The sequence below is a fragment of the Bauldia sp. genome, assembly GCF_020442045.1.
In the GTDB taxonomy this organism is placed as follows: Bacteria; Pseudomonadota; Alphaproteobacteria; order Rhizobiales; family Kaistiaceae; genus Bauldia.
In genome coordinates this window covers 1-11,652 of the sequence record NZ_JAGRLA010000142.1, presented here as the reverse complement: position 1 = coordinate 11,652, position 11,652 = coordinate 1, and the positions used below count along the sequence as shown (strand labels likewise).

General features: G+C 65.2%; 10 protein-coding genes. 4 read left to right on the top strand and 6 right to left on the bottom strand.

The window, feature by feature from the left end; genetic code table 11:
* Window positions 1–221: 221 nt before the first annotated feature.
* Together KDJ86_RS15860 and KDJ86_RS15855 are read left to right on the top strand one after the other, a co-directional pair.
* Entirely contained in the window at window positions 222–779 is a 558-nt protein-coding gene (locus KDJ86_RS15860; protein ID WP_291747965.1) for a gluconokinase, read from the top strand.
* Between the two features lie 148 nt (window positions 780–927).
* On the top strand, window positions 928–2,634 hold the full coding sequence (locus KDJ86_RS15855; RefSeq protein WP_291747962.1) for an ATP-binding protein: 1,707 nt from the start codon (window positions 928–930) through the stop codon (window positions 2,632–2,634).
* Window positions 2,635–2,647: 13 nt separating this feature from the next.
* Here the strand turns inward: KDJ86_RS15855 and KDJ86_RS15850 are convergent, their stop codons facing one another.
* From KDJ86_RS15850 to KDJ86_RS15840, 3 genes are all read right to left on the bottom strand, one after another.
* On the bottom strand, window positions 2,648–3,289 hold the full coding sequence (locus KDJ86_RS15850; protein WP_291747959.1) for a ThuA domain-containing protein: 642 nt from the start codon (window positions 3,287–3,289) through the stop codon (window positions 2,648–2,650).
* Window positions 3,290–3,734: 445 nt separating this feature from the next.
* The gene (locus KDJ86_RS15845) at window positions 3,735–5,081 is read right to left on the bottom strand and encodes an HlyD family type I secretion periplasmic adaptor subunit (protein ID WP_291747956.1); all 1,347 of its coding nucleotides are present in this window, start codon (window positions 5,079–5,081) and stop codon (window positions 3,735–3,737) included.
* On the bottom strand, window positions 5,078–6,835 hold the full coding sequence (locus KDJ86_RS15840) for a type I secretion system permease/ATPase (protein WP_291747952.1): 1,758 nt from the start codon (window positions 6,833–6,835) through the stop codon (window positions 5,078–5,080). The genes KDJ86_RS15845 and KDJ86_RS15840 overlap by 4 nt, the downstream gene beginning before the upstream one ends.
* Before the next feature lie 393 nt (window positions 6,836–7,228).
* Here KDJ86_RS15840 and KDJ86_RS15835 point away from each other — a divergent pair, with 393 nt between their 5' ends.
* Entirely contained in the window at window positions 7,229–8,461 is a 1,233-nt protein-coding gene (locus KDJ86_RS15835) for an NAD(P)/FAD-dependent oxidoreductase (protein ID WP_291747950.1), read from the top strand.
* 27 nt (window positions 8,462–8,488) lie between these two features.
* Here the strand turns inward: KDJ86_RS15835 and KDJ86_RS15830 are convergent, their stop codons facing one another.
* Together KDJ86_RS15830 and can are read right to left on the bottom strand one after the other, a co-directional pair.
* Complete coding sequence (locus KDJ86_RS15830) at window positions 8,489–9,514, bottom strand: bestrophin family protein (protein ID WP_291747947.1); 1,026 nt, start codon at window positions 9,512–9,514, stop codon at window positions 8,489–8,491.
* Complete coding sequence (gene can / locus KDJ86_RS15825; protein WP_291747945.1) at window positions 9,514–10,167, bottom strand: carbonate dehydratase; 654 nt, start codon at window positions 10,165–10,167, stop codon at window positions 9,514–9,516. The genes KDJ86_RS15830 and can overlap by 1 nt, the downstream gene beginning before the upstream one ends.
* 126 nt (window positions 10,168–10,293) lie before the next feature.
* Between can and KDJ86_RS15820 the strand changes: the two genes are divergently transcribed.
* The gene (locus KDJ86_RS15820) at window positions 10,294–10,794 is read left to right on the top strand and encodes a HugZ family pyridoxamine 5'-phosphate oxidase (RefSeq protein WP_291747942.1); all 501 of its coding nucleotides are present in this window, start codon (window positions 10,294–10,296) and stop codon (window positions 10,792–10,794) included.
* Window positions 10,795–11,010: 216 nt separating this feature from the next.
* Here KDJ86_RS15820 and KDJ86_RS15815 read toward each other — a convergent pair.
* Window positions 11,011–11,652, bottom strand: a 642-nt coding sequence (locus tag KDJ86_RS15815) for a S1 RNA-binding domain-containing protein (RefSeq protein WP_291747941.1), incomplete at its 5' end; no start/stop codon positions are given.

Here is an 11,652-nt window from a genome sequence, read left to right as displayed (position 1 = left end):
GCGAGGAGCGCCGCGAGGCGCGACAGGGAGGCAAGCAAGAGGCGAGGACGGCCGAAGGCCGGAGGAGCCTCGAAGGAGGCGCAAAGACGGAAGGATCGCAAACCGGCCCGGCCTCCGGGCGCGGCAACGATAGCGCCTGCCCGATCGTGGGCGCCCCCGGCATTGCCAAGCCCCGGCCGGCCCGCGATCATGCCGGAATGACCGGAATCGGAGAAAGTGGCATGGTGGAAGATGCGGCGGGCAGGAACAAGCCGACCGCCATCGTCGTGATGGGCGTCGCCGGCAGCGGCAAGACGGTGATCGGCGAGGGACTGGCCGAACGCCTCGGCCTGCCCATGCTTGAAGGCGATTCCTTCCACCCGGAGGCCAATGTCCGAAAGATGTCGTCGGGAACCCCGCTCACCGACGACGACCGCTGGCCATGGCTCGACGCCATCGGCAAGGCGATCGGCGAAACGCCGGGAGGCGTCATCGTCGCCTGTTCGGCGCTGAAGCGGGTTTATCGGGAGCGCCTGGTCGCCGCGGCCGGGCGGCCGCTGCTCTTCCTCTTCCTCGACAGCAGCCGGGAGACCCTCGCCGCCCGGATCGGCAACCGCAAGGGCCATTTCATGCCGGCCGGGCTCCTCGACAGCCAGCTCGCCACGCTCGAGCCGCCGGGACCGGGCGAGCCGGCGCTGCGCATCGATATCGGGCCGCCGGTCGCCGCGGTCGTTGCCGCGGCGGTTGCGGCGCTCCGCTCGGCGTCGGGATTGGAGATAGCCGACACACCCCCCGGTTGACTCCCCGGCATGGAACGGGTGCGGCCGCCCGGTGGGATACGGGCAAGCGCCCGCCGCGTGATGACGCGATGTTTACCTTTGCACGGCATGATTGTTCGGACAGGCGATGCGCCGATTGCAGAGGACGCGCACCCGGAGGGACGGGCCGATGCCCCATCACGACCGCGAACACCCGATCGGGCTGGTGACCTCGGTCAATGGCTCGCAGGCGACCGCGCGGCTGGATGCGGCAGCCTCGACCGGCCCCGGCGCCGCCCGGCTGACCATCGGCCGCCTGGTCGCCATGCAGACCCATCATTCGCGGGTGGTCGGCGTCCTGGCCAGGCTTGTCGCCCAGCCGAATGGCGACGGCGCGGACCTGCTTGCCGACATCGACCTGCTCGGCGAGATCCGCAATCACGGCCAGCCTTCCGCCTTCTTCCAGCGCGGGGTGACGGATTACCCGACGATCGGCGACCATCTCGCCGAGATCGGTCCGGAAGAACTGAGGTTGATCCATCGCATCGCCGGCGGCGAGACGATCGAGGTCGGCCGCCTGCAGCTCGACTCGTCGATTCCCGCCTATGTCAATTTCGACGAGATGCTCCACAAGCATTTCGCCGTCCTCGGAACGACCGGCGTCGGCAAGTCGACCAGCGTGTCGCTGATCCTCAACGAGATCCTCGACAAGGATACCAATCTCCGGATCCTGCTGATCGATCCCCACAACGAATATGCCGGCTGCTTCGGCGAAAAGGCGAAGGTGATCAGCCCCAAGAACCTGCGGTTGCCCTACTGGCTGTTCAACTTCGAGGAGATCGTCGACGTCTTCTTTCGCGGCCGTCCGGGCGTCGAGGAAGAGACCGAGATCCTCGGCGAGCTGATCCCGGCCGCCAAGGCGCAATATGCCTCCAATCGCAACGACCGCGGCCTGGTCCGCCGGGTGGCGAGCGGGCACACGGCCGATACGCCGATTCCCTACCGCATCTCGGACCTCGTCTCGCTGATCAAGGAGCGGATGGGCAAGCTCGAAAACCGGTCGTCATGGACGAAGTACCAGCGGCTGGTCAGCCGCATCGAGAGCCTCGGCCACGACAGTCGCTATGCCTTCATGTTCGACAACCTGTTCGTTGACGACATCATGACCGGCGTGATCAGCGAGCTCTTCCGCCTGCCTCCGGAGGGCCAGCCGATCACCGTGATGCAACTCGCCGGCTTCCCGTCGGAGGTCGTCGACTCGGTGGTTTCGGTGCTGTGCCGGATGGCCTTCGACTTCGGCACCTGGAGCGACGGTGCCGCGCCGATCCTGGTCGCCTGCGAGGAAGCGCATCGCTACGTGCCCGCCGACCGGCGGCTCGGCTTCGGCCCGACCCGGAAGGCCCTGTCGCGGATCGCCAAGGAAGGACGGAAATACGGGGTTTATCTCGCCGCCGTGACCCAGCGGCCGGCGGAACTCGACCCGACCATCCTGTCCCAGTGCAGCACGGTCTTCGCGATGCGCATGTCGAATGACCGCGACCAGGCAATCGTCCAGTCGGCGATCCCCGATGCCGGCTCGAGCCTGCTCGATTTCCTGCCCTCGCTCGGAACGGCGGAGGCGATCGCCTTCGGCGAGGGCGTCGCCCTGCCGACCCGATTCCACTTCTCGGAGGTCCCGCCCGACCGCATACCGCTGTCCCGGGCCGGCGAGCACGATCGCGAATTCGAATCCGTCGGCGAAATCGATCTCGGCTTCATCGACGCAGTGGTCGACCGCTGGCGCGACGCGACCACCTCGACGCCGCGGCCCCGCCTGTCGGTCGTCGACAGCGATGCCGGCAAGGCGGGATGGATGGATACGGCGCAATACGTGCCCGATCCGGCCGATTTCCGCTGACGCCCCGAAGCGGCTAGCGTGACGCCCAGAGCAGGCCGCGTTTGACGATCATCCGCATCTCCGGGACATCGAATTCGCTCGCGACATGGCCGAGCGACGAGTAGAATACACGACCCTTGCCGTGGCGGCGCTTCCACACAACCGGCATGACGACGCCGTCGATCCATGGGGCGTATTCACCGGAGAATGTGGTGGTCGCCAGCACCTCGTTCGATGGGTCGACATGCATGTAATACTGCTCCGACCGGTAGTCGAAATCGTCGATCCCGGCCATGATCGGATCGTCGCGGCCGGTGATGTTGACCCGATAGTCGATGATGTTGCCGGGATGGGCGACCCATTGGCCGCCGCACATGAACTGGTAGTCGACCGCCTCGCGGAAAGCATCGCACATGCCACCGTGATAGCCGCCGAAGCCGACGCCGCCCTCGACCGCCCGGGTGAGGATCTCGACCTCTTCCTTGGCGATCCTGGACATCGTGTAGATCGGTACGATCAGGCTGAGATCGGCAATTGCCGGGTCGCCAAAGGCGGCAGTATCGTTCTCGATCCGGACGTCGAATCCTTCTTCCCGGAGCATGGCGGCGATGACATGCGCGCCCTGTTCCGGCTCGTGACCCTCCCATCCACCCCAGACGATCAAAGCGTTCCGCATAGCCGATCCCTCCCGCGAATCCTCGCCTGCCAGTCAAGCGCGAACCCCTTGCCGATCAGCTCGGAGGCTCAAAAACGGAAAGGGCCGATCCCGTCACGGGACCAGCCCTTTCGATACCCGGCCTTCCTGGCCAGGCCTCACTTCCCGGTGTCGCGCCTATTCGGAGCGGCCGAATGCGAAGCGGTCGCCGACGGCGATGCGATACCCGAAAAGACGTAGCGGGCGGCTGTTGCAAGGAACTGGCGGATGTTTCCGTCCGTCTCGCTCCACTCGTCCGCGGAAAACAGTTCGGCCGCGTGCCTGCCGGCAGTGATATCCGTCATAGCGTCCTCCCCGGCGTCCTCGCCTGATCCATTCGGTGTTCCCATTGCCGTCAATCTAAACGGTCGGGCCTTTACCGTCTGTGAACGCCATCACACGATCGGGTCGCAAAAGCGCCTTTTTCTCAACGTTCGCGGAAGGTGTGCATGATCTGGTCGCCGAGCGGCCTGACCAGATAGGACAAGACGGTGCGGTCGCCGGTCGAGATGAAGACCTCGACCGGCATGCCGGGTACCAGCTTGGCGCCGAGGTCGTCGAGGGCCTTCTGCGGAACCGTGACACGGACCCGGTAATAGCCTTGCCCGGTCCGTTCATCGATCACCACGTCCGGCGAGACGGTCTCGACCTTACCCTCATATTCAGGTGTGTTCCGGCTGCCGAATCCGGTGAAGCGGAGCACTGCCTCCTGTTGCGGATGGACGCGGTCGACCTCGCGAGGTTTGACCGGCGCTTCGACGACGAGGAGGTCCTTCTCCGGCACGACCAGCATGATCTGCTCACCGCGAGCGATCACGCCGCCAACCGTATGGACGGCAACCTGATAGACCGTGCCGCTGATCGGCGCCCTGATATCCAGGCGCTTGAGCTGGTCTTCGGCCGCGATCTTCCGTTCCGTCAATTCGTTGATCTTGGAGCCGGCATCGGCGAGCTCGCGCGAAACCTCGCTGCGGACGTCCTGATCTATCTGGAGTATCTGCAGCTCCGCCTGGGCGACCTCGGCGCCGATCTGGGCGGCGGACGCGACCAGCTGCCCGTGCTGCCCTTCGAGCTGGGCGAGCCGGCGCTCGGCATCCACCATCCGGTCGGTCCCGACCAGGTCCTTGTCCCGCAGCTCGCGAAGGCCCTTGACCTCGTCGGTGGTCAGGTCGATCTGGCGAGTGACGGCATCCTCCTGCGCCTTGACGCCGACAAGCTGCTGCTCGAGTTCGGCGATCTTCTTGCGAAGCTGCTCCTTCTGCCCGTCACGGGCGGCCAGCCGCAATTCGAAGGCCCGCTTCTCGATTGACATCGCCTCCGCGACCTCGGGCACCGATTCCCGGGACGTCAGGGCGTCAGGGAAGGTCAGCTCGGTGGCACCGCTCCGTTCGGCCTGAAGCCTGGCCCGGCGGGCGAGCTCTTCGTCGAGGCCCTTGGAGACAATCGCCAGATTGGCGGCCGCCATCGTTGGATCGAGCCTTACGAGAATGTCACCGGCCTCGACGTGATCGCCGTCCTTGACGTTGATCTCGACGACCGTGCCGCCTTCGACATGCTGGACGCGCTTGACGTTGGAGCTGACGACGAGCCTGCCGCCGGTCACCACCGCGGAAGAGAAACTCAGCGTTGCCGCCATGCCGCCAAGCCCAAAGACCAGGGTGCAGAAGGCCAATCCGCCGATCAACAAATGCCGTCGCAACCCGGTCCGGATGGATGCCTTATGCGGGTGTTCTTTTTTCGGCGGCGCCAGGACAAACGAGCTTGTGTCGCTCATGTCGTCGCCTCCTCATGCTCCTGTTGATGGCTCTTGATCGCCGCCGCCGACGGTTTCAGCACCTTACGCAACACTTCTTCCTTCTCTCCGAAAGCCGCGACCCCGCCATTGACCATGGCGAGCGCCATATCCACGGCTTCGAGCGCACTCGGCCGGTGGGCAACCACGATCGCGATTCCGCCGCGCTGGCGGACCGACATGATCGCCCGACTGAGGGCGGCATCGCCTTCGGCGTCGAGGTTAGAGTTGGGCTCGTCGAGCACGACGAGGAACGGATCGCGATAAAGCGCGCGGGCAAGCGCCACGCGCTGGCGCTGGCCGGCGGAAAGCGCCGAGCCGGCCTCGCCGATATCGGTTGAATAGCCGTTGGGCATTTGCAGGACCAGGTCGTGCACACCCGCCACCTTCGCCGCGGCGACGATCTTGGGCGGTTCCGCATCCGGCTCGAAACGCGAGATGTTTTCCGCAATCGTCCCGGCGAAGAGCTCGACATCCTGCGGCAGGTATCCGATGTGCTGTCCCAGCGCGTCCGGATGCCACTGCTCCAGCGCGGCGCCATCGAGGCGCACCCGGCCGCGCGCCGGCGCCCAGGCGCCGATGATCACGCGCACCAGAGATGACTTTCCGGCCCCGCTCGGCCCGATGACGCCGAGCGCGTTGCCGGCGCGGAGATTGAAGCTCACGTCGACGACCGACGGGCGGTTCGATCCCGGCGGAACGACCGCGAGGTTCTCAACCTCAAGGCTCCCCTTCGGCTGCGGCAGGGGCATCGGGTCCGCGGTCGTCGGGAACTGGGCAAGCAGACGGTTCAGCCGATGCCAGGCCTGACGGCTGCCGACGAAACCACGCCAGTTGGCGACCAGCATCTCGATCGGCTGGAGCGCACGGGCGCCGAGGATCGACGCGGCAATAATGGTGCCGAAGGACGCGCCTTTCTCGATCACCAGATAGGCGCCAAGGGCAAGCAGCGCCGACTGGAACATCATCCGGAACACCTTCGAGGCCCCGGAAAAGGCACCGGACCGTTCGAGCACCTTGAGGTGGCTCGCCTCGTAGGACCGGTTGACCTCGCCCCAGCGGTCGGCGAACCGGCCGGACATGCCGAGCGACCGCAGGACCTCGGCATTGCGCCGCCCGGCCTCGATCACCGCAAAGCGCTGACTGCTCTTCTCGGACGCTTCGAGCGAAGCCGCGCCGACGGTCAGGTCGGTGGCCAGCGTCAGGAAGAAGATGACCGTCGCGCCGAAGATAACGGCGTAGCCGATCAGCGGGTCGATCAAGAAGCAGATCGTGATCTGGATCGGCAGGAACGGCATATCGGCAAAGGCGGCCGGGCCACCGGACGAGACGAAGGTCCGGATCTGGTCGAGATCGCGCAAGGGCTGAAGGCCATCGCCAGGCAGCCTGTTGCGCAGCGGCATGGTAACGACGGCCTTGAACACCTTGGGATGCACGACTTCATCCAGATAGGCGCCAACCCTGACCAGGATGCGCGCCCTGATCTGATCAAAGAAGCCAAGCGACATGTAAAGCAAGGCGGCGATCGCCGCGAGCGCGAGCAGCGTCGGGATGCTCTGGCTCGGAACCACGCGATCGTAGATCTGCAGCATGAAAAGGGGACCCGTGAGGGTCAGGATGTTCATGATGCCGCTGAAGATCACGATGCCGACGAGCGCGCGCCGACAATCATAGATGGCAGAGGCCAGTTCCGACCGGCCGGAGACTGCATCTGGAGCGTTCGATCGCGAAGCCACGCGGGGCAATCCTCAAATCAGCAAAGAAACGGTCGTCTTCACGGGCGCAGCCTATCGCAGCCAAGTCTCGCGATAATTAACGAAAATCGCCTTCCGGCAGTGACGGCCATCACATCTGATCCCGGTGTATAGCCTGTTTTTGCGTAAATGGATCGTTCATTCCCCGCCAAATTAGCCCGCATGGCAACCATCCGCCGCCATGCTTGTCTCCAATTGCCGCGTCTGCGCCCGGTGAGTTGACGCCGGATCGGCCCCATGTAGGTTGCCGATACCTTTAGTCATTCGGGGGTGGTCATTTTGGGGCATAGGGAGGGCGGCATCACGGCCTGCGTAAACCAGCGGTCCGGCAACCGGGCAGCGGCTGCCCCGTCAATCCGGGCCGGCTAGCGACGCATGGCAAGCATCGCAGTCATCGGCGGCGGGGTCGTCGGCTGTGCCGCCGCGGCATGGCTGATCGCCGACGGGCACACGGTCACGGTCTTCGAAAGGGCGATCGACGAAAGGCCGGCTTCCGGCGGCAATGCCGGCCTGATCGCCCTACCCGAAATCACGCCACTGGCCCGACCGGGCATTCTCGGCTCGGTCCCCGGATGGCTGCTCGATCCGCTCGGACCATTGTCGCTGAGGCCCCGCGACCTGCCTCGCCTCCTGCCATTCCTGATGCGCTTCGTCTCCGCTTCGAGGGCGCAGCACGTCGAGGAATCGACGTCGGCTCTCGCCGCGCTGATGGGATCCGCCCTCGTCGACCATCAGGAGCTTGCCCGCCGGGCCGGCCTTTCGGGCCATATGCAGAGGACCGGCGCGCTTCACATCATCGACGGCCCGGCGGCGTATCAGACGGCCAGGAACGAATGGACCGAACGCCGGCGTCATGGCGTCGAGGTCAACGAAATCGCGCCGGAAGCGGCACGGCGACTGGTGCCCGCGCTGGCCGGGCGCTTCACCAATGCCGTCTTCGTGCCCGACTACTGGATGGTGTCAAGCCCGGCGGCGATCCTCGAAGCGCTGCGGCTGCGGGTCGCCGCCGCCGGCACGCTGTCGCGAAGCGACGTGGTGACCATCCATCGCGACGAGCGGGAGGTATCCGTCATCACCGCGGAAGGCGGAGACCTGCCCTTCGACCGGGTTGTCGTCACGGCCGGAGTCTGGTCGCGCGATCTCGTCCGCGATATCGGCCTGAAGGTGTGTCTCGAGGCGGAGCGCGGCTACAATATTACCTTTGCCGGCAACCCGATCGGACTGACGCTTCCGGTCGTCTTCGCCCAGTTCGGCATCGCGATCACACCGCTCGCCGACGGGCTCAGGATCGGTGGCGCGGTCGAGCTCGCCTCGCCGGAAGCGCCGCCAAACTTCATGCGGGCGGAAGCCATGCGCCGGACGCTGCGTCGCTACCTGCCGGCCCTGCCGGAAACCGGCGGTAGCGAATGGATGGGCCGGCGGCCGGCGACGCCGGATTCGCTACCGGTGATCGGTCGCGACCCTCGCGATCCGAGAATCGTCTTCGCCTTCGGCCACGGCCATCTCGGCCTGACCCTTTCGGCGGTCACCGCACGCCATGTCGCGGCCCTGGTCGCCGGTCAGGGCGACGAGACGCTGTCGCCTTTCGGGATCGAACGATTCCAGTAGGCTCCCCTCGGCAGGACCACGCTCTAGCTAGTAGAGCACACCCTCCACCGGCTCCAGCGGCTCCGGCACCTCGACGTCCCCGGTCATCTGCCTGAGATCGATCTCGATCACCCGGCACAAAGCCGAGATCGGCACATCCGTCGCGGCGCCTTCGAACGGATCCTCCGTGGAATCGCTGACCTTCTCCATGATGTAGAAGACCCAGGAGATCAGCACCGTGAAGGGCACCATGACCAGCACATATTCGAGCGACGCGGCGATCGAGAGATTGTGGAGGCCGGTCTCCGATTCGAAGATGTCGACGAGGGCGAGCGGCAGCAGAAAGATGAACACCCAGGTGAAGATCAGGCCGAAATTGGCGATCTGCCGGGGAAAGGGCGTGTTCTTGATCCGCTCGCAAGAACCCTGCAGGTCGTAGCAGGCCGCCACCACCCCCATCATCGCGACCTGGCGGTAGCTATCCAGAAACCCTTCCTCGGCAAGCGCGCGAAGCCGCTCGCCCTGGCGGCGCAACAGATCGGTGGCGATATTGGCCTTGGCCTCGACCGCGGCGGCTTCCTCCTCGGACAGGCAGGCGCGATAACAGTCCGGGGTCTGGTGAAATTGCGCCTCCGCCGCGATCCTCCGGCCGAACAGGTGGCCCGAATCGACTCGCCTGAAACGCGACGTCTTCCTGAGCTGATAGGCAAGCGCGTTGACCCATGCCAGATGCCGCTCGATCAGTTCGACCCGAACCGCCGGGTCGAGCTCGCGGCCCGTCGCATAGATCAGGCTGAAGACGCTGCTCCCCCAATCGCGGCTGCGGTTGATGATTCCGCCCCATAGCTGCCGCGCCTCCCACCATCGGTTATAGGCGGACGTGCTCTTGAAGCCGAGATAGAGGGAAACCGCGATGCCGATGACGGTGACCGGCGCGATCGGGATCGAAATGAAGTGAAGGCCGAGAAATTCGTTCAGATAGACGACGATCGCCGACCAGACGGCCGTACCGAGCAGGACGGGCCAGGATCCGTGGAAAAGGCGGCGGGCGGAAATGCCGCGACGGACATACATTATCCGCGCGCCGCGGCGGTACCGATTTCCACCTCACCCTCGGGATTCTGGTCGACGGTCTCCGGACCGCGCGAGCACAGCTCCTTCAGGATGCCGTCCCGGATGCTGTAGACCCAGCCTTCGACCTGCACATTTTCGCCGCGATGCCAGGCGTCGTGAACGATGGTCGTGGCGCAGACATTGTGGACCTGCTCGATCACGTTGAGTTCGCACAGGCGATCGAGCGCTTCCTCCTCATCGTGGACATGCTCGAACGCGTCGGCATGGAGACGGCGGACGTTACGGATGTGGCGCAGCCAGTTGTCGATCAGTCCGTGGTTCTCGTGCGACATCGCGGCCCGGACGCCGCCACAGCCATAGTGACCGCAGACGATGATGTGCCGGACCTTGAGGACCTCCACGGCAAACTGGATCACAGAAAGGCAGTTGAGGTCGGAAGGCACGACGACATTGGCGATGTTGCGGTGGACGAAGACCTCGCCCGGCGGCAAATCGAGAAGCTGGTTTGCCGGGACCCGGCTGTCCGAACATCCGATCCACAGGAAATCCGGATTCTGCTGTGCGGCAAGCTTCAGGAAGTAATCCGGATTGATCTCCTTGATCCTTTCGGCCCAAAGCCGGTTACGCTCAAAGAGGTCATGGAATTTTGACATCGGAAGGTCGATCCTCTTCGGAGATCCTGAACCGCGATCAATAAGGCCCAACTCACAACAGACCGTCAACGACAGGACATAGCGCCGAAGCGACGATGGGTCGACAACTGCTATCCGGGAGATCCGATGACCGACAACGACTTCTCAGCGCAGCGCGAGGCCAGGCATCTCATCCGGCGGGCCGGTGCGGCGACGCTCGCGACGCTCGACCGGCAGGGCGCGCCCTTCGCGTCGATGGTCTCGGTCGCCACGACCATGGCCGGCGAGCCGGTACTGCTGCTGTCCGATCTGGCGGTCCATACCCGGAACCTCAAGCGGGACCCGCGCGCCTCCCTGCTTCTGGTCGCACCGGGCGGGGAGCAGGGCGATCCGCTCGCCGGCAGCCGCCTGACACTGGTCGGTCCGGTTGTCGCGGATGACGAGCCCGAAATTCGGGAACGGTTTCTCGCCCACCATCCGGAGGCCCGCGGATACGCCGACTTCAGCGATTTCGGCTTCTATCGCATGGCGCTCGGCGGCGCCCATCTTGTCGCGGGATTCGGCCGGATCGTCGACCTTGCCCGCAAAGACCTGGTGGATGGCCAGGACGGTGGCGAACTGCCCGGGGAGAACCGGCCAGTCGATTGAAAACGCACGGCGCCAGGACTTGCGGCAGGCGCGCGCCGGGCACGCCTGTGTCGATACCCGCCGCCATCGCCGGCGTCCGCGCTCCTCCCGAGACGCCGTAAGTTCACAGCCCCCCGCCGATGGCCACAATCGCGTCCCGCCATGCGCCGGAACGAAAGACAAACGGCCGGCGAAATCGCCGGCCGTTCGAACTCCAAGAAGCAAGGAGGAGGCGGATCAGCTCGCCTCGGCGGCGTCGGCCGTATCCGGCGCCTTCTCCTGCTTGATCTCCTCGCCGCTCTCCTGATCGATCATCTTCATCGACAGGCGGACCTTGCCACGCTCGTCGAAGCCGAGGAGCTTGACCCAGACCTTGTCGCCTTCCTTGACCACGTCGGTGGTCTTGGCGACACGGTTCGGCGCGAGCTGGGAGATATGGACGAGACCGTCACGCGCGCCGAAGAAATTGACGAAGGCGCCGAAATCGACCGTCTTGACCACGGTGCCCTGGTAGATCATGCCGACTTCCGGCTCGGCGGTGATCGACTTGATCCAGTTCAGCGCGGCGGTGATCGCCTTGCCGTCGGCGGACGCGACCTTGACGGTGCCGTCGTCCGAGATATCGATCTTGGCGCCGGTCTTCTCGACGATCTCGCGGATCACCTTGCCGCCGGTGCCGATGACGTCACGGATCTTGTCGGTCGGGATGGTGATGACCTCGATCCGCGGGGCGTATTCGCCGAGTTCGGCACGCGCCTCCGGAAGCGCCTTGGACATCTCGCCAAGGATATGCATCCGGCCATCCTTGGCCTGGGCAAGGGCGACCTTCATGATCTCCTCGGTGATGCCCTGGATCTTGATGTCCATCTGCAGCGAGGT

Bases quoted from the DNA above. Each gene is read 5' to 3' on its own strand.
- KDJ86_RS15860 (WP_291747965.1), top strand. From the start codon at position 222: ATGGTGGAAGATGCGGCGGGCAGGAACAAGCCGACCGCCATCGTCGTG.
- KDJ86_RS15855 (WP_291747962.1), top strand. From the start codon at position 928: ATGCCCCATCACGACCGCGAACACCCGATCGGGCTGGTGACCTCGGTC.
- KDJ86_RS15850 (WP_291747959.1), bottom strand. From the start codon at position 3,289: ATGCGGAACGCTTTGATCGTCTGGGGTGGATGGGAGGGTCACGAGCCG.
- KDJ86_RS15845 (WP_291747956.1), bottom strand. From the start codon at position 5,081: ATGAGCGACACAAGCTCGTTTGTCCTGGCGCCGCCGAAAAAAGAACAC.
- KDJ86_RS15835 (WP_291747950.1), top strand. From the start codon at position 7,229: ATGGCAAGCATCGCAGTCATCGGCGGCGGGGTCGTCGGCTGTGCCGCC.
- KDJ86_RS15830 (WP_291747947.1), bottom strand. From the start codon at position 9,514: ATGTATGTCCGTCGCGGCATTTCCGCCCGCCGCCTTTTCCACGGATCC.
- can (WP_291747945.1), bottom strand. From the start codon at position 10,167: ATGTCAAAATTCCATGACCTCTTTGAGCGTAACCGGCTTTGGGCCGAA.
- KDJ86_RS15820 (WP_291747942.1), top strand. From the start codon at position 10,294: ATGACCGACAACGACTTCTCAGCGCAGCGCGAGGCCAGGCATCTCATC.